This is a genomic window from Paraburkholderia sp. BR14312, assembly GCF_040948675.1.
GTDB classification, from domain to species: Bacteria; Pseudomonadota; Gammaproteobacteria; order Burkholderiales; family Burkholderiaceae; genus Paraburkholderia; species Paraburkholderia nodosa_A.
In genome coordinates, this window is record NZ_JBFPKI010000011.1 from 239,174 (window position 1) to 257,454 (window position 18,281).

Here is an 18,281-nt window from a genome sequence, read left to right on the forward strand (position 1 = left end):
TGCCCCCGAACACATCATACCCCGTGAATCATTCCCGCCGGCCGGTCAGAATAGCGGGTGACACTCGAAGGTCAACTCCGTTCCTTGTTGTTCCAGTTCGCGCCCGCTGCGTATGAAATCCAACCGGGTGCCGACCTGCATGCCGCGTTTGGTGCAGTAGTCACTGGCGCTGCTGACGGCCTTTCGATATGCGCTGACCCACGACAGTCGAGCGCCCCGCGTACTGGCGGTGACGGTAAACACATTCGGCTTGTCGGTAGCGGCGACATCCGAAGTGCTCGTGCAGGCCGCCAGTGATAGGACACAGGCGGCGAGCGACGAGCAGATGAGCGGATTTTGCAATCCGCTCCGGGCGATACCCAACAGGTCGAGGCTGCTCACAGCGACTGCCCGGATGCGACGGTCGCAGACGGCGCCTCGGCAATGGCCGCTGCGCGCTGCGCGAGAATCTTGACAATAAAGTCCCAGGCCATCAACAGGGCACCCATGGCGAACACGATGTCACCCGGCATGCGCATCCACTGCCAGAAGGTGGTGGTGCTGTAGAACTCGAGGCTTCGCGCATACGCATAGCCGTGCGTGTAAACCGCCAGCAGTTGCGGCCAGCCAACCGGGTAGAAGTTCATCGCGATCCACATTACGAGGCCGGCGTTGTAGAGCCAGAATGCCCATACGCCGCAGCGGTCGCTCCACGCGCGATGGCCGTTCAAATAGCGCAGGACCATGTAGATCAGACCAATGGCGAGCAACCCGAACGCGCCGAACATCGACGTATGCGCGTGGTTCAGCGTGAGGAAGGTGCCATGCTCGTAATAGTTGACCAGCGGCGCATTGAGCGTGCCGCCGCCGAACACCCCGGCGCCCACGAAGTTCCAGAATGCAGAGCCGAGAATGTAGAGATAGGCAAGTCGATACGGGAAATCCTTTTCGTGCTGGATGTGACGCTGCTGCTCGATGGCTTCCAGCACCAGCAGGAACAGCGGCAAGACCTCGAGGAACGAGAACATGCTGCCGAAACTCACCCAGAGGCTCGGTTCGCCTGCCCAGTACATATGATGGCCAGTGCCGAGCACCCCGCCGACCATAATGAGGATCCATTCGAACAGCACTGCGCGCTCAACCATCTGCCGCGACACCAGTTCCAGCGCCATGAGGAAGTAGCCGGTCACCGCTGCTGCGAACAACTCGAAGGCAAGCTCGACCCAGAGGTGCACGACCCACCAGCGCCAGAAATCGGTGATCGAGAACGACGGGTTGGGCGAGCCGAACGGAATCATGCCGAATACATAGAGCACCGTGACGCTCAGCGTGGCGGCCCAGAGAAGATGCTCGATGCGGAACAGGCCGTAGAGCGTTCCGCCGCTTTGCCTGAACAGCGCTTTGAGGGTGGGCCAGAATGCACGCAGCAATACCAGACACCAGACGGCGAGGCCAACAAAGAAGAGGATCTGCCAGAAGCGGCCCAACTCGAGATACGACAGTCCCTGGTTACCGAACCAGAACCAGTGTGCGCGGATGATGCCCATCACACCGAGGTAGTCGCCGATCAGCGCCCCCGCCACGATGACCACCAGTACCCAGAAGATGAGGTTCACCATCGCACGCTGCCCGGCAGGTTCACGCTTGCCGATCAGAGGCGCGAGGAAGAGTCCTCCAGCGATCCAGCTCACGCCGATCCACACGATCGGCGCCTGCAGGTGGACGCTGCGCAGGGCGGCAAACGGCAGCCATTTGTCCACTTCGATGCCGTAAAAGCTGGTGCGATCGGTGTAGTAGTGCGCCATGATCGAACCCGCGAGAATCTGCACCAGCAGGACAGCGGCCACCACCAAAAAATACTTCCAGAGCGCACGCTGACTGGGCGTGGGTTCCTTGAAGCCTCGCAGCACCGGTTCGAAAGTCTCATTCGCGGCCTTGGGCTCGATCCAGAGGCGAAAGATCATCAGGATCGCGCCAATCGCGAAAAATATCATCGTGAACGAAATCCACGTCCACTGGAACGTGGCAGCAGTGGGGGAGTTGCCGACCAGCGGCTCGGGCGGCCAGTTGACTGTCCACGAATAGTCCTTGCCGGGGCGGCGGGCGACGGTCGTGAGCGACGAATACAGGATGAAGCTCGCGGTTTGCGTTGCTGAGGACGCGTCGAGCGAACGTGCCCCCGTATACCCTTGCGCAAGGTTGTCGCTGAGCAGCGCTGCGCTGATGCGTGGCCGCAACGTCTGAATCGCCTGAGCCACGCTGTCCGGAAGCACAACCTGCTGCTGACTCAGATCGATGCCCTGAAGTTGTGCCTGCATGGTACGCGTGACGCTTGCCTGCTGATCGGCCGTCGCGGCGTCAAAGGACTTGCCGTAGCGAGATAACGCCAGATTGTTGCGCACCTCCTTCGCCAGCTCGACGAGGTACTTGGCGGTGAAATCCTCGCCAAAGTAGGACCCCATGCCGTACAGGCTGCCGAAATCCATCAGATCCGCTTGCTGAAATCCCGACTTGCCCGCGACGATGTCGGCGTAGCTCATCACCGGTGCGCGGTTGGGCGCGACCATCTGCTGTGGCAGTGGCGCTGCCTGCTGATAGGTGGCGCGCGTTGCCAGGATCATTCCCACCCAGCAGAGCGCGGTGACCACGATGAAAACCCAGATCAGGACCCGGCTCGTGCGATCTTGCGGACAACGATTGCCCGCGGTGAGCGGCGGCTTTGCATTCATGGTTCCATTCCTTCGCGAAATGCCCGTGGACAGTCTTCGGCGATCAAATACTCGTTTGCGTTCCGAGTATCAGTCCTTTGCGGCTGCCAAGTGGCGGATTGGATAGATCTGGAGGGTGATCGATTTCAATTTCAACAAGTGATAAGGAGTCCAAATGCGGGTGATAGCAATTGACCTCCTGCGCCACGAGAGCCGTGCAGCACCCGGAGCGGATATCATCATGTCGCAATTGCGAAAACAAGAAAATCGTACCAACGGCTCGCGTAGCCCCCCAGAAGGGTAGTGGGATCATACATGTGTATGTTGGGAGTCGTTCCGGGTTAGAAAAACGCGTTGCACGTTTCAGGCCGGTTGCGCCGGTGCGATTTGGATGGCTATGAATTCATTGCGGGGGACTTGTCATTGCGTGGCGGCGCGCCATGCCGAGCCACCACGATTCACTCAGCGTTGGCGCTTGCTTCAATCAAGGGCAATCGACATTGAAACGTTGCACCGTGCCCGGCGTTGTTGAATGCCAATATGGTTCCGCCATGTGCATCGATGATCGAACGGCACATCGCGAGACCTATCCCCTTGCCACCGCGTGTCGTCGTGAAAAAAGCGTCGAACAACCGATAGGCATGCTCCGGCGCGATTCCGATGCCGGTATCGCGCACGCTGACGGTCGAACTGACCGTCGCCGCGATCATCGACAACTGGGTCTCTGGCAGGGGGCGAGACGGCCATACCAGACGCAGTCTCTCGATGAAGCGCAAGCCGCGGTAGGCGCATCGCCGTGCCGGACCGCCTGTCTGCGGGAGGCTCACGCCACCTGCAAATCACTCGAGTTGTAGAGAACCAGTTGAACGTTCTTGCTGGATTCAGCAAAACTGCCTTTCAGATGTTCAACCCACGTTCTCACCTTTGCGTCGAGAAACATCTTCGACGCAAAGAGTGCGTAGATGCCAACGTGTTCAAACTGGCAGGCAGGCAGTATGTGCACGAGGCGTCCATCGCGGAACGCATCAACGGCTGCATGCAGCGGCAGTAAGCCCACTCCCATCCCAAGTTCGAGGGCATTGGCAAGCGAAGATTGTGAGCTGATGCACAGCCCGGGTTGAACGGAAACCGTTTCGCAGCCGTTTGCCCCTTGCGACGTCAATTCGACGTTGTCCGACCAGGAGGGGGCGAGACAAACGAGACTATGGTTCGAAAGGTCAGCGAGCCTGTTGATCATCGGATGCACGTCGAGATAGTTTGGAGACGCGCACATCACGCTGTAGGAGCTGCCAAGACGCGTACCGATAAGCGAAGAGTCGCGCAGCACCTCGGTCGCCACGACGGCCATGTCGAATTCACCGGCGAGAAGGTTGACCGGAGAGTCCGATAGCGTCAGCCCAACCTGCACGGACGGATGCCGCTCCCGATAGGATCTCACTGCGGGAACCAAATAGTGTTGCGCAAGCGATTGGGAGGCGTGAACCCTAAGGCAGCCTGTGGGACTGATGTGAATCGATTTGGCTTCAGCTTCTGCCTCGTCCAGGGCTTCGAGAATCGAGTGGCAACGCGCCAGATAGCGCTTGCCCGCGGGCGTCAAGGCAATCCGCCGCGTCGTGCGATGCAGGAGTCGCGTGGCAAGATGCTGCTCGAGGTCGAAAATGAGCCGCGAGACTGAACCCGTACTCATGTTCAGCTCCCGAGCCGCCAACGTATAGCTTGCGCCGTCGGCCACACGCTCAAAAATCCGCATGCTCTTCAACAAATCCATAATCGTCTCTCCGCTCCGGAGTTCAGTCCGAACCTCGATGAAAACCCTTTCGAAGGTTCGAGCCATGCATGTCGATTCGTACCGGATAAAAGGTAACGTAGAGGCGTTCTGGTTACAAATGTGGGATCGGTTGTGGAGATCACGTGATAGGCCAGGTGAATCATACGTTCGTATAACCGTGCGGAATGAAGCTTCGCTGCCATGCAGCGATTTCCCGCCAAGCGAAACGAGACACCTTGCTATGGCGCGTGCAGACCGGATTTTCGACCATGAATGGCATGCTCAGACCATCCAGACCGTGGGGGCAGGGATATTCTCACGATACGGGACCGTTGTATTCACCAATACGGGGCGCGGCTGCGCCGGTAACGTGGAATCGGTTTGCCTGTGAGTGGAGGTGCAGAGCGTAGCGGTTCGCAAGTCAGGTGCGGGAGAACGAGATGCGTGCTGAGCCGGTTTCGGCCGTTACGAACATGAACCCTGCCGACGGTCTGGTCTCGATGGTATACGTGATCGACGACGACGAGGCGATGCGCATTGCGCTCGTTGACCTGTTGCATTCAATCGGGCTACGCGCCCAGGCGTTCCCGTCCTGCCGCGAATTTTCGGCATTCCATAAGGAGCACGTACCGAGTTGCCTGATTCTGGACGTCAGGTTGCACGGCGAGACTGGGCTCGCATTCCAGGATGAACTCGTGAAGAGCGGTATTCGGATGCCAATCATCTTCATGACCGGGTATGGCGACGTCGCCATGTCGGTGAAGGCGATGAAAGCCGGTGCAGTAGACTTTCTCCCTAAGCCTTTCCGCGACCAGGACATGCTGGATGCGGTCACCGATGCGTTGACATGCGATAGCGAGCGGCTCGCGGCCCACCGGGCGCTCGCCGCGCTACGCACTTGCTACGATTCCTTGAAGCCTCGGGAGCAGCAGGTGATGCTGTTCGTCGTGGACGGCTTGATGAACAAGGAAATCGCCAACGAGCTGAAGCTCAGCGAAATCACCGTCAAGATTTATCGCGCTCAGGTTATGAGAAAAATGGCCGCGCGCTCGGTGGCGGATCTCGTCAGAATGACTGCAGCGCTCGGGATAGAGACGCCAAAAGGCAAGCCTGCATGGGTTGCTTGTGACGCGCAGGATAACTATTGATCTCCATCGCTTTCAGCGGCATGTCGGGCGGCTGTGTCGCTCGAAACGGTGCCGCTGCGCATACGCAATTGCTGCGGTGTAACCCCCATCCTTCTGCGCACCACGCGGGTAAAGTGCGACGCATCCGCAAAGCCAGCGCGGCGCCCTATTTCACCCACCGTTATCCGCGCGAATATCTTCGATTCGAGCATCCGCAGCGCACAATTCATCCTCGCATCGAGCAGTTGATCGGCGAAGGTCTGCTGGCATCCCGTTAGCGCTCGATGTAGTGTGCGCACCGAGATGCCGAGCGAGTCGGCGACAGCTTCGGCGGTCAGGCCATGCTCGTGGCAGCGCTGGGCGAGGCAGTCGCTCACGCGATCCCGCAACGATCGCTCGGCAGGCTTGCTGTGCGGCTCCTGGCCGCTCATCTCATGGGCGATGAGCGCCAGCAGGGCGCCCACCTGGTCGGCGAGCACGCTGCGCGGGATGGGCGCGTTCGCAACCGCCTCAGGCAACAGTTGGACCAGGTAGGCGGCAAGGGCGGCACCCCAGTTGGAATTGCCCGGAATGCGCCTTCCGACAAGAAAACCAACGTCGGGAACCCAGCGCCTGAGCCACTCGACGGGAATGCCGATATTAAGAAATTCGTACCGGCGCATCAGATCAATGCCGCAAATGAGGTCCGAATCGACGAGTACGAGGTCACCGGGCGCGAGGCGCAGATCATTGCGATGCGAGACGTGATAGGTGTGGTTGAGGCTCATCATCAGGTGATACTGGCGCTGGCCGCTGCGCGCCAGTTCGCTGCGCCCCCGTCCGCAGGTGTGCGGGGTGCCCGACTGCAGCACTACTGTCAGCGGCCCGCAGGCCGCCACAGTCATGTTCGCTTCGAACTCGCGTGGATTGCTGGCCCGGACATACACGGGAATCATGGCCGAAGTCAGCACATCCGCCCAGACATCGAGACGGTGCGGGGCAGGCAGGTCGCGGGTCGACCGCCGCGCGACCTTTGCAATTCCAATGCCACTCATGAGCGAACCCCCGGGTTGGGTGGGAATGGGAAAAGGGCTGCCACGCCGCTGCAAGAAGTATAGGTGCTCGCCCAGACGAGGTTGTGCACAAGGCGGCGCGCCGTTGTAGCGAAATCCTTAATGAAGACTCGCAACGGCAGACTAAGGCTGGCGTAAAGCATGATTCAACCACCGCTCCAGTTCGTCGGGATCCATTGGCTTTTCGAGCAAGGCAAACGCTCCCGTTGCCAGAACTTCGGCACGCAGAGAGGCAGTTGCAGCCGCGGTAACGAAAACGGCAGGAGGCGCGAGTCCCAGCTCCAGGAGGCGGCTGTACATTGCCAGCCCGGACATGCCCGGCATTTTGATATCCGAAATGAGGAATACCGTGTTGTGAACGTCCTCTGAATCCAGGAATCGCTCCGCGGAATCGAATGCCCGCACGATCCACCCGTATGCTTGCACGAGGCGCGCAGTCGCCGAGCGGAAAGGCTCGTTGTCATCGACGATAGAAACGACCTGGGGCGCACGCATGCAGCGATCCCTCGATTAGCTTTGCTCAGTGAACGCTACGCCATCGTGCATCGGTACCAGGCTGCGAGCCAAGCGATGAAGATTGTTCGTTGGTGTAATCGGCTTACACCAAAGTATGACTTGCCTGGCACTCGTATGGGCAGCGCTGGTACATACCATCGCGACTTCGCCCGCTGAATTGCAGTCCGTTCGATTTTCCCACCGTCGAGTTGATCACGGTACGGGAAAATCGGGCGGATTAGTGCGTAGATAGTGCGTGACCGGCAATCCCGGTGGTGGTGAAATCGTCCGTGAGTTGAACAGTTCGTGTGGAATCCACAGACTCATGGAACAGACACTTGCACACCAATCGTTCGAAACGATTGTCTATGAACAGCGGAACGCATCCGCGCTCATCATGCTGAATCGCCCAGAGGTCCTCAATGCGTTGAACCAGAAGGCCATCCGAGAATTGAAAGCGGCATTCGAATACGCGCGGGACGATGCGCGCATTGGCGGGGTCATCGTGACCGGCGCAGGCGATCATGCATTCATTGCGGGAGCGGACATCGGCGAACTGGCCGCCGCAACGCCTGTCGAGGCAGTGCATGCAGCACGCGCCGGACAGGCTTTGCTCGATCTCGTCGAAAACCTGGGCAAGCCCGTCATCGCGGCAGTCAATGGTCTCGCGCTCGGCGGCGGATGTGAAACGGCGTTGGCGTGCACGATCCGCCTGGCAACCCCTAACGCGAGATTCGGGCAGCCCGAGATCAAGCTCGGTCTCATTCCCGGCTTCGGCGGAACGCAGCGCCTTCCTCGCGTGGTTGGCAAGAGCGTTGCCCTGCAACTCATCCTCACGGGCGAAATGATTCCAGCGGAAGACGCACTGCGCATTGGGCTCGTGAGCGAAATTGTCGAGCCATCGAAATTGATCGACCGCGCGCAGGAAATGCTCGCGAAGATCAACGCCAATGCGCCGCTTTCGGTGCGCCATGCGATTGCGGCGGTCAATCGCGGTCTCGATGGCTCACTCTCCGAGGGGCTTGCGCTCGAAGCGGCCTTGTTTGGGGTATGTGCCTCCACCGATGACAAGACGGAAGGCACGAAAGCCTTCCTGGAAAAGCGGCCTCCGAAGTTCACAGGTCGATAAATCGCGGCTCTCGCCACTCCCTTCACGACCGTTTGCGCCGGGCGCGCAAGCGATCGGAAGCGGGCAGAACAAAATTATGGAGGTGACTCGATGAACGTCGGCAATCACATCTTCTCCGGGTTGAAGGTGCTCGACCTTGCGAGCTATATTGCGGGCCCTGCCGCGACGACGATCCTTGCGGACTTCGGCGCCGACGTGATCAAGGTCGAGCCGCCGGGCACCGGAGATGTCTACCGCTACTTTTCGGCGATGCCGCCAAACCCGACGAGTGACGTCAACTATGCGTGGCAACTGACGAACCGCAACAAGCGCGGCATCGCGATCGATCTGAAGAAGCCCGACGCCAAAGAAGTGCTGCATCGCCTCGTGCGCTGGGCCGACGTGGTCGTCGTGAACTTTCCTCCGCGTGTCAAGGCATCGCTCGGCTGCACCTACGAAGACTTCGCGCCGCTCAACGACAAGCTCATCTACGCCGACGTCACGGGATATGGCTCCGAAGGCCCGGAGGCCGACACGCCGGGATTCGATGTCACCGCATACTGGGCGCGCTCCGGCCTGATGGAAGTGACGCATGACGCCGGCAGTCCGCCGACGCTACCGATCCCGGGAATTGGCGACCATGCGACGGCCACGACGCTCTATGCAGCGATCGTGACCGCACTCTACGTGCGTGCTACGACCGGCAAGGGCAGCCATGTCTCGACCTCGCTGATCGCCAACGGTATCTGGGCCGCGGGCGCGTGGGTCGAGGGCGGCCTGAACGGCGGCCACTTCTTCGCTCAGCACGACCGCAAGTCGCCGCCCAATGCGCTGCTCAATCCTTACCAGACCGCCGACAAGCGCTGGATTCTGCTCGTCGCGGCGCAGCGCAAGGACTGGCCGGGCTTCTGCAAGGCGATCGGCAAGCCCGACCTGCTGGAGGACCCGCGCTTCGTCGACGAAAACCGCATCGCCAACTCCGCACAACTGGTCGAGATTCTCGACCCGATGTTCGCGAGCCGGCCGCTCGCGTACTGGAAGCAGGTGCTCGATGCCGGCCGCGTGATCTTCGGTGTCGTTCAGGTCGCACGAGAAATCATCGACGACCCCCAATTGCCGGCCAACGGGATCATCGTACCGCTCGCGCAGCCCGGCGGGAAAGTAGCCCGCACCGTCAGCAGCCCGTTTCAGGTGTTCGGCTCGCCGAAAGTGAAGCCCACTGCGGCCCCGCAACTCGGCGAACACGGTGCGCAAATCCTGCAGGAACTGGGGTTCGACGACGCCGAGGTCGCACGCCTGAACGATGCGGGCGCCGTCGCACGATTCAAGCGCGCGTCGTGAGCGAGGCCGTCGCGCCTTTCACCCCGCACGGCAACTATGGAGCATTCCATGACTGAAGACGAAGTGCGCGCATCGGCCTACGCGATGCCCTTGACGAGCCCCGCCTATCCCAAAGTGCCGTACCGGTTCGTCGATCGCGAGTTCGTGATCATCACCTATCGCACCGATCCAGAGGCGCTTGCGCGAGTGGTCCCGGCTCCGCTCATGCCTGGCGAGCCGATCGTCAAGTACGAGTTCATCAACATGCCCGATTCGAGCGGGCTGGGCTCGTACACCGAATCCGGCCAGGTGATTCCCGTTACGCTCAACGGCGTGGCCGGCGGCTTCACGCATGCGATGTATCTCGACAGCGAGGCGGGCATCGCCTCCGGCCGCGAACTGCTGGGTTTTCCCAAGGTGCTCGCGCAACCGAAGCTGGAGGTGCGCAACGACGCGCTCGTTGGCACGCTCGACTATAACGGCGTGCGCGTTGCCACGGCCACGATGGCCTACAAGTACAAGGCGCTCGATCTCGCCTCGGTCAGGAAGACTCTCGAGGCGCCAGGCTATCTGCTTAAGATCCTGCCGCACGTGGACTGCACGGCCCGGGTGTGCGAGATCGTCAGGTATTACATCGAGGATCTGACTGTAAAGGGCGCGTGGACAGGCCCTGCCTCACTGGAACTGCATCCGCACTGCTTCGCGCCCGTCGCCAAGCTGCCGGTGCTCGAGGTTCTGTCGGCCGTGCATCTGCTGACCGACCTGTCACTCGGCAACGCCGAAGTGGTCTACGACTATCTGTCCCATACGCAGTCCTGATCATCACCAACGAGACACACCATGCCAGAAACAAAGCTTCCTCACGCGCTGCCAGCGCCCGATAGCGACTTCTACATGATCCACCAGGTCTTGAGCGACGATGAGCAGGCGCTCCTCAAGAAGGTGCGGAGCTTCATGGAAGGGACCGTGGCGCCCGTCATCAACCAGTACTGGGCCGACGACAAGTTCCCGTTCGAGCTGATCCCCGGCATTCAGGATCTGGATATCGTCGGCATTGGTTTCGAGGGCTATGGCTGCCCCGGCGGCAGCGTTCTGCTCGACGGCTTCATGGCCATGGAAATTGCGCGTGTCGACGCCTCGATCGCCACGTTCTACGGTGTGCACAGCGGCCTCGCCATGGGTTCCATTTACCTCGGCGGGTCGGAAGAGCAGAAGCAGAAGTGGCTGCCGCCCATGGCCCGTCTCGAGAAGGTGGGCTGCTTTGGCCTGACCGAGCCGCTGGTCGGCTCGGGCGCCGGCGGCGGGCTTCTCACGACCGCGAAGCGCGAAGGCGATACCTGGGTGCTCAACGGCCAGAAGCGCTGGATCGGCAATTCGCCATGGTGCGATCTTTCCATCATCTGGGCACGTGACGTCGACGACAACCAGGTGAAAGGATTCATCGTGGAAAACAAGACGACGCCGGGGTTCTCGGTTTCGAAGATCGAGCGCAAGGTCGCGCTGCGGGTTGTGCAAAACGGCGTCATCACGCTCGATAACTGCCGCGTGCCGGAAGAGAACCGCCTGCAGGGCGACTCGACCTTCCGCGACACGGCACGCGTGCTGCGCCTGACCCGCCAGTATGTGGCGTGGGAGTCGGTGGGATGCAGCATGGGCGCATATGAACACGCGCTGAAGTATGCTCAGACGCGCGAACAGTTCGGCAAGCCGATCGCATCGTTTCAGATGGTCCAGGACCTGCTCGCGAAGATGCTCGGCAATATCACGGCCTCGCAGTGCATGGTCGTGCGTCTCGCGCAACTGCAGGACCAGGGCAAGCTAAAGGACGAGCATGCCTCGCTCGCCAAGGCATTCTGCACGGTACGCATGCGCGAGACGGTCGGCTGGGCTCGCGAAGTTCTGGGCGGCAATGGCATCGTGCTCGACTACAACGTCGCGCGCTTCATGGCCGACTCGGAAGCCCTCTATTCCTATGAAGGCACGCGCGAGATGAATTCTCTGATCGTCGGCAAGGCGATCAGCGGGTTCAGTGCGTTCGTTTAACGCCACGGAGTGCTTACCATGAGCAAGACAATCGAGCGCGTGACGATCATCGGGACCGGGGTCATCGGAGCGAGCTGGGCGGCGCTGTTTCTCGCCAAAGGTCTGGACGTCGTCGCGACCGACATCGCCCCCGATGCAAAGCAGAAACTCGACGAATTCATCGCAGCCGCGTGGCCCGCGCTGGAGGAACTCGGGCTCTCGCCCGGCGCGTCGCCTTCGAAGCTTCAATTCACGGCGAACTTCGAGGAAGCCATAGCCGGGAGCGATCTGGTTCAGGAGAACGGTCCGGAGCGCATCGACTTCAAGAAGGACCTCTACCGGCGGCTCGATGAAGCGTTGGCGCCGGAGGCGATCATCGCTTCGAGTTCGTCGGGCCTGACGATGAGCGAGATTCAATCCGCCTGCCCGAACCATCCCGAACGCTGCGTAATCGGTCATCCATTCAACCCGCCGCATCTGATACCGCTGGTCGAGATCGTGGGTGGCGCGAAGACCTCCGAAGAGACCATTGATCGCGTCAGCGCATTCTATCGCGGCCTCGGAAAGCGGACCATCCGCTTGCACAAGGAGGTTCCGGGCCACGTCGCCAATCGCCTTCAGGCGGCCCTCTTTCGCGAAGTGGTGTATCTGATTGCGGAGGGTGTCGTGAGCGTCGGCGATGCCGACGTGGCCGTTTCGTGGGGCCCGGGCCTGCGGTGGGGGATCATGGGGCCAAGTCTTCTCTACCATCTCGGCGGCGGGCAGGGCGGTATCGAACACTTCTTCGAGCAGTTCACCGGCCCGTTGACAGCCTGGTGGCACGTGCTCGGAACACCGGAACTCACGGCGGACGTGCGGGAGACCATCATCAAGGGCGTGCACGAAGAAGTCCAGTCGCGCTCGTTGCACGAGCTTGCAACGTATCGCGATGAGGTTCTGATGGGATTGCTTCGGTTGCGCAACAAGGAGTGACGCCTTTCACCGAAGGCGCGGATCTGTGAGGTGTGAAGATGAAAAGCCTGCAGCGTCTCATCGTAATTGCGCTTGTCTTCGTGGTGGCCGCTTGTGCCGGTTTGCCGCCACAGACGAACCAGCCACAGACGTTTGCGCTGCAACACACGGAAAGCACCCGGCTCGGCACGCTCTTCGTTCCCGACGAGCAGAAGCATCCGGGCGACACGGCGTTTCACCTGCTGCAAGACCCGACCGATGCGATAGTGGCCCGCATTATGCTCGCCGGAAACGCCGACCGTTCGCTCGATCTGCAGTACTACATCTGGCACGACGATCTGGTTGGCCGTGAACTGGCGGCGGCGTTGCTCAAGGCCGCAGACCGGGGCGTACGCGTTCGTGTCCTGCTCGACGACCTGGGCACGAACGCGGACGACCGGGTGCTGCTCACGCTCAACTCGCACCCGAACCTGCAGATACGGCTATTCAATCCGGTCGCGAGCCGCAACTTCAAGTCGGTTGCGACTGCACTCGAATTCTCGCGTGTCGACCGGCGTATGCACAACAAGGCGATGATTGCGGACAACGAAGCCGCCATTCTTGGCGGGCGCAATATTGGCGACGAATACTTCGGGGCCTCGAGCGTGGTGGCCTTCGGGGATCTGGATGTACTGGTGCACGGCGCGGTTGTCCACCAGGTGTCTAACGCTTTCGATCAGTTCTGGAATTCCGAATCGAGTTATTCCATCGAGCAACTGATGGGACACGCGGCGGATCCGTCCGCGTTGGCCGCCTACCGCGCGAAACTGGACGACTACATCAATTCGGTGCACGACTCCGCTTATGTCGTGCAAGCGAGAGCGCGGATGGCCGCAGTGCTCGACCCCGGCAGCACCGACTTTGCGTGGGGGCAAGCCACGCTTCTGTACGACGACCCGGCCAAGGTCACGCGCGATCCGAACGATCCGAATGGCCACCTCATGACGAAGTTCGCGGCCCTGAACCTCAAACCCACGCGGGAGATGCTGATCATTTCGCCATACTTCGTGCCGGGCAAAGAGGGGGTGGCATGGATCAGCGATCTGACTGCTCGCGGCGTGCGCGTCACGGTGCTGACCAATTCGCTCGCTGCAACCGACGTCGTTGCGGTCAATGCCGGCTACGAGCACTATCGCGAAGATCTCCTCAAGGCCGGCGTACACCTGTATGAGCTGAAACCCGTTGGCTCCGTGCACGTGAAGTCGCAACGAAAGATCTTTGGCTCATCAAGGGCGTCGTTGCATGCAAAAACCTATGTGTTCGACCGGCAAAGCGTTTTCATCGGGTCGATGAATCTCGATCCGCGCTCGAGTCGCCTCAACACGGAGATCGGCGTACTCTGCAATAGCCCGGCAATTGCCGGCCAGGTGGTCGAGGACGTCGAACCGCATCTGGGCGAGGTCGCGTGGCGAGTGGAGCTGCGCACCGACGCGAACGGCTCGAAACGGATCGTCTGGATCGACACCGCCGAAAACGGCGCGGTAACGGAACTGGACTCGGAGCCGGATGTCACTTTTGGACGGCGTACGAGCATCTGGTTCATGGGTCTGCTGCCGATCGAATCGGAGCTATGAGTGCTGGCGCGCTGTTTGCCGCCGGGCGTGAGGGGCATGTAACCGTACGAAGGTAGCCATGTGGATCTTCCGTGTCGATGAGCCGCGTCTTGGGCGTATCCGCATTCGGGAGTGGCGCCGCCGTGCGCGCCACACCGTGGGCCTGCTCCTGCTGTTGCTAGGCGGCGCGGCTACGGGTCTGGTCATGCTCGACAGTTCGAGTAATCCGTTTCCCAACAAGCTGTTCAACGCCATTTGGGATGGGGTCAATCTCGTCACGACAGTCGGCGACTTTGCCGAGTTCAACGAGAATCAGAAGATCTTCATGCTGCTGGCCATGCTCGCAACGCTGGTGATAGGCGGATTCGCGGTGTCGAAGCTAACCGGCATGCTATCCGGCGACGACGTCATGGCGTATCGGGAGAATAGAACCATGGAACACAAACTCGAACAGCTCGCCAATCACGTTGTCGTGGTTGGATATCATTCCCTCGGGACGCTGGTTGCCGATCGTTTGCGCGATGCGGGGCACACCGTGCTGATCCTCGTAGGTGATCAAGCGCAGGCCGAACGCGCGGCGGACCATGACCATCTGGTCGTACTCGGTTCGCCCGATGCATTTGACGAAGTGCTCAAGCGCGCGCGGCTCGATAGCGCCAAGGCGCTCGTCGTCACGACACCCGACAGCAACAACAACCTGGCCATCACGTTGCTCGCGCATACGCTCAATCCCGCGCTGCCGATCGCCGTGCCGGGTGAAAATCCCCTGAGAAAAGGACTGTTCGAGAACGCGGGCGCGTCCAATGTGATCATCCTCGATGTGATCATCGCGGATGCGCTGGTCGGCAAGCTCACAAACCGAGTGGAGGCGACAACATGAAATCTGCTGCTTCGATGGAACCGCGGCTGCATCGCATGCCCTTCTTGCAGGGCCTCTTGCCCATCAACTCCACACAGTTGCCGCACGATATCGTCGCTGGGATCACGCTGGCGGCGCTTGGCATTCCCGAGGTGATGGGGTACACGAAGATTGCCGGCACGCCCACGGTCACCGGCCTCTACACGATCCTGCTGCCGCTGGTCGCATTCGCCTTCTTTGGCGCGTCGCGTCAACTGGTGGTCGCCGCGGACTCCGCCACCGCCGCCATCCTTGCCGGCATGTTGACCGCCGTCGCCGCGCTGGGCAGCAAGGAATATATTGCGCTGACCAGCACCGTTGCGCTGGCGGTCGGGGTGATGCTCGTGATCGCGCGCGTCTTCCGGCTGGGTTTTCTCGCGGACTTTCTTTCCCGAAGCGCGCTGATCGGTTTCCTGACCGGCGTCGGCGTGCAGGTCGCGGCAGGCGAGTTCGCCGGACTGCTCGGGCTCGCGAAGCAGGGGCATGGCCCGATCATGCAAATCGTGTCTGTGTTTCAGCGCGTCGGCGGTATCAATGTGCCGACTGCTGTGCTGGCGATCGCCGTGCTCGTGGTGATCGTAGGCTGCAAGCGGTTTGTGCCGCGTGCGCCTGGTGCGCTGATCGCCGTGATCGGCTCCATCGTGGCGAGCGCGGTGTTCAATTTCGCCTCGCGTGGCATCGCGGTCACGGGCGACGTGCCGGGCGGATTGCCTTCATTGTTCCTGCCGCCGGTGCATATGAATGAAATCAACCAGGTGCTCGCCACCGCGGCATCGTGCTTCATCGTCATCATTGCGCAGAGCGCAGCGACCGCGCGCGCATATGCCAACCGCTACAACGAGAAGGGCGACGACAACGCCGACATCATCGGTCTCGCCGCCGCAAACGCCGCGGCCGCGTTCACCGGCACTTTCGTTGTGAACGGTAGCCCGACCAAAACCGAGATGGTGGACGAAGCGGGCGGCCGCACGCAGATCGCCCATCTCACGACCGCTGCAATCGTGCTGATCGTGCTGCTGTTCCTCACGAAGCCGCTCAGCTTTCTGCCTGGCGCCGTGCTGTCGGCCATCGTCTTCATGATCGGCGTGAAGCTGATCGACATGAAGGGGATGGCTGAGCTGTATCGCATGCAGAAAGACGAGTTCGTCGTGGCGTTGCTTGCCGCCGGCGTGGTCGTGTTCGTCGATGTGATGCACGGCATCCTGGCGGCCGTCGTGCTGTCGCTGATTGCGCATGCGCGGCATAGCTACCGCCTGCGCACGCGTGTGCTCACGCGCGGCCCCGCAGACCGGTGGATCGCGCATCCTGTTACGCCCAATCTGCTCGCGGCGCCCGGTATTGTCGTTTACCGGTTCGAAGCGGACATGTTCTATGCGAACGCCGGCCGCTTCACTGAGGAAGTGCTCAAAGTCGTCAACGAAGCGAGCCCAACACCGCGCTGGATTGTGGTCGATGCCACTGAGATGTACAACATCGATTACACGGCGGGCAAGACCTTGGTCCAACTCGGCGAGGAACTCGACAAGCGGGGCGTGGGTATCGCCGCCGTCGCGCTTGCCACAGGCGTGCGGCATCAGATCGAACGATACAAGGCACTGCGTGCGCACGGTGCGCATCGCGAGATCTTTGCTACGGTGGACGCGGCCGTAGTGGCCCTGCGTGATTTGTCGCCATCGCCCCAGCCATCGGCACCGGGACCCGAATCTCCTTCGGACACGAAGCCGGATTGAGGCAGGGGATGTGGGAAGTAAGGTGTGAGAAGGCCGCCTTGACGGTCAATTGAAAGGAGGGAGAGATGCTCAATACCGTTGGCGCGAAGCAAAACGAGCCTGCCGCGGAACACGTCGATTCGAAGACCGTGGCGGCACCAGGCGATCCGTCCACGATGTTTGCGGGCCGCGGGTCGCTCGCCATGAGAGTCGAGCAGGGCAAGGCGGCGCGAAAGACGATGCCGCGCGAGAGGCTCGCCGACTGCAAGGTCGAGGATCGGGACCCGCTCGCGCTGCTCGAAGCGTCCAACGTGGGGCGCGTGACGGAACTCATTCCCATCCGCTACGGGCGCATGGTGCAGAGTCCGTTCGCGTTCTATCGCGGCGCTGCGCCGCTCATGGCCTTCGACCTGTCGAAGCTGCCTCACTCCAGTGTGAACGTGCAACTCGGCGGCGATGCGCATCTGGCCAATTTCGGGCTGTTCGCGAGCCCGGAGCGGCGCATTCTTTTTGGGCCGAACGACTTCGACGAAACGCTGCCTGGGCCCTTCGACTGGGACGTGCGCCGGCTGGCGGCTTCGTTTGTGATCGCAGCGCGCGAGCGCGGCTTCGCGACACGAGATCAGCGCGGCGTCGTGCACCGGTTGTGCGAGACGTTCCGGCAACGAATGACCGAGTTCAGCCGCATGGACACGCTCGACGTCTGGTACTACCAGTTCCAGGCCGAGAGCATGCTGGCTATCGCCGATACGGACCAGGAACGAAAAAAGGAACGGGCCGTGATTGACGCGGCCCGGCTGCAGTCGTCGCGCTCCGTGATGAATCATTCGACCGAGACGGTCAACGGCAAGCTGCGCATCAAGGACGTGCCTCCGCTCGTGTATCACGTCCCGCTGGAAAGTCCGCACGACCAGAAGCAGTACGATTCGATGGTGCGGCGTTTCTTCGCCGACTACCGGCTGACGCTTCCCGATGACAGGCGCGCGCTCTTCGATCGATATGAACTGGTGGATGTGGCCATTCGCGTCGTGGGGATCGGCTCGGTCGGCACGCGCTGTTATGAGGCGCTTTTCATGGCTGATGGCGAGTGTCCGCTGTTTCTGCAATTGAAGGAGGCGCGGGCTTCGGCGCTGGAGGGCTATTTGCCGCCGAGCCGGTATCCGAATCACGGACAGCGCGTGGTGAACGGGCAGCGCCTGTTGCAGTCGGCGAGCGATATTTTCCTCGGCTGGTCGAAGATGCAGCATACGGGCAACGACTTCTACGTGCGGCAACTCCGCGACATGAAGGGCGCATTCGACTTCACGACGTTCGATGTCGAAGACCTCAGCGAATATGCGGCGTCCTGCGCCCATGCACTGGCGCATTCCATGGCGAAAGCGGGCGATCCGGCGCTGCTCGTGGGATATGCCGGCAAGTCGGATGCATTCGACCAGGCCATCGAGCGCTTCGCCCTTGCGTATGCCGATCAGAATGAGAAGGACTGGTCTGTGCTGAAGGCGGCAGTCAAGGCTGGACGTATTCAGGTTCACACGTGATTCATGTGGCTGCT

16 protein-coding genes are annotated in these 18,281 nt (G+C 61.1%); 10 read left to right on the top strand and 6 right to left on the bottom strand.

What is annotated here, in order from left to right:
- Positions 1–45 precede the first annotated feature (45 nt).
- The 4 genes from AB3X98_RS29155 to AB3X98_RS29170 form a co-directional block, all read right to left on the bottom strand.
- The gene (locus tag AB3X98_RS29155) at positions 46–381 is read right to left on the bottom strand and encodes a hypothetical protein (RefSeq protein ID WP_368603437.1); all 336 of its coding nucleotides are present in this window, start codon (positions 379–381) and stop codon (positions 46–48) included.
- The gene (locus tag AB3X98_RS29160; protein WP_368603438.1) at positions 378–2,708 is read right to left on the bottom strand and encodes a nitric-oxide reductase large subunit; all 2,331 of its coding nucleotides are present in this window, start codon (positions 2,706–2,708) and stop codon (positions 378–380) included. The genes AB3X98_RS29155 and AB3X98_RS29160 overlap by 4 nt, the downstream gene beginning before the upstream one ends.
- A gap of 437 nt (positions 2,709–3,145) precedes the next feature.
- The gene (locus tag AB3X98_RS29165) at positions 3,146–3,397 is read right to left on the bottom strand and encodes an ATP-binding protein (RefSeq protein WP_368603503.1); all 252 of its coding nucleotides are present in this window, start codon (positions 3,395–3,397) and stop codon (positions 3,146–3,148) included.
- Between the two features lie 113 nt (positions 3,398–3,510).
- Positions 3,511–4,455, bottom strand: coding sequence for a LysR family transcriptional regulator (locus AB3X98_RS29170; protein WP_368603439.1), 945 nt, complete (start codon positions 4,453–4,455; stop codon positions 3,511–3,513).
- A 440-nt stretch (positions 4,456–4,895) separates the two neighbouring features.
- On the opposite strand from AB3X98_RS29170, the gene AB3X98_RS29175 reads away from it, so the two are divergent.
- Positions 4,896–5,603, top strand: coding sequence for a response regulator transcription factor (locus tag AB3X98_RS29175; RefSeq protein ID WP_368603440.1), 708 nt, complete (start codon positions 4,896–4,898; stop codon positions 5,601–5,603).
- On the opposite strand, the gene AB3X98_RS29180 is transcribed toward AB3X98_RS29175, so the two are convergent.
- Together AB3X98_RS29180 and AB3X98_RS29185 are read right to left on the bottom strand one after the other, a co-directional pair.
- Positions 5,597–6,616, bottom strand: a complete 1,020-nt coding sequence (locus AB3X98_RS29180; protein ID WP_368603441.1) for an AraC family transcriptional regulator — start codon at positions 6,614–6,616, stop codon at positions 5,597–5,599. The genes AB3X98_RS29175 and AB3X98_RS29180 overlap by 7 nt on opposite strands.
- Positions 6,617–6,757: 141 nt before the next feature.
- Positions 6,758–7,129, bottom strand: a complete 372-nt coding sequence (locus AB3X98_RS29185) for a response regulator (RefSeq protein ID WP_368603442.1) — start codon at positions 7,127–7,129, stop codon at positions 6,758–6,760.
- Between the two features lie 325 nt (positions 7,130–7,454).
- Between AB3X98_RS29185 and AB3X98_RS29190 the strand changes: the two genes are divergently transcribed.
- The 9 genes from AB3X98_RS29190 to AB3X98_RS29230 all read left to right on the top strand — a co-directional run bounded on the left by AB3X98_RS29190 (position 7,455) and on the right by AB3X98_RS29230 (position 18,267).
- Complete coding sequence (locus AB3X98_RS29190) at positions 7,455–8,258, top strand: enoyl-CoA hydratase-related protein (RefSeq protein ID WP_368603443.1); 804 nt, start codon at positions 7,455–7,457, stop codon at positions 8,256–8,258.
- 90 nt (positions 8,259–8,348) lie between these two features.
- On the top strand, positions 8,349–9,578 hold the full coding sequence (locus tag AB3X98_RS29195) for a CaiB/BaiF CoA transferase family protein (protein WP_368603444.1): 1,230 nt from the start codon (positions 8,349–8,351) through the stop codon (positions 9,576–9,578).
- A 48-nt stretch (positions 9,579–9,626) separates the two neighbouring features.
- A complete protein-coding gene (locus AB3X98_RS29200; RefSeq protein ID WP_368603445.1) occupies positions 9,627–10,376 on the top strand; it encodes an acetoacetate decarboxylase in 750 nt (249 codons plus the stop codon).
- A 21-nt stretch (positions 10,377–10,397) separates the two neighbouring features.
- Positions 10,398–11,600 carry an acyl-CoA dehydrogenase family protein gene (locus AB3X98_RS29205; RefSeq protein ID WP_368603446.1) on the top strand — a complete coding sequence of 401 codons (1,203 nt, stop codon included), beginning with the start codon at positions 10,398–10,400 and terminating at the stop codon, positions 11,598–11,600.
- Between the two features lie 18 nt (positions 11,601–11,618).
- A complete protein-coding gene (locus AB3X98_RS29210) occupies positions 11,619–12,551 on the top strand; it encodes a 3-hydroxyacyl-CoA dehydrogenase NAD-binding domain-containing protein (RefSeq protein WP_368603447.1) in 933 nt (310 codons plus the stop codon).
- A 38-nt stretch (positions 12,552–12,589) separates the two neighbouring features.
- Entirely contained in the window at positions 12,590–14,143 is a 1,554-nt protein-coding gene (locus tag AB3X98_RS29215; protein ID WP_368603448.1) for a phospholipase D family protein, read from the top strand.
- A 184-nt stretch (positions 14,144–14,327) separates the two neighbouring features.
- Complete coding sequence (locus AB3X98_RS29220) at positions 14,328–15,002, top strand: TrkA family potassium uptake protein (RefSeq protein ID WP_368610357.1); 675 nt, start codon at positions 14,328–14,330, stop codon at positions 15,000–15,002.
- A complete protein-coding gene (locus tag AB3X98_RS29225; RefSeq protein ID WP_368603450.1) occupies positions 14,999–16,750 on the top strand; it encodes a SulP family inorganic anion transporter in 1,752 nt (583 codons plus the stop codon). Before AB3X98_RS29220 ends, AB3X98_RS29225 begins: the two co-directional genes overlap by 4 nt.
- A 65-nt stretch (positions 16,751–16,815) precedes the next feature.
- Positions 16,816–18,267, top strand: coding sequence for a DUF2252 domain-containing protein (locus tag AB3X98_RS29230; protein WP_368603451.1), 1,452 nt, complete (start codon positions 16,816–16,818; stop codon positions 18,265–18,267).
- Positions 18,268–18,281: the final 14 nt, after the last annotated feature.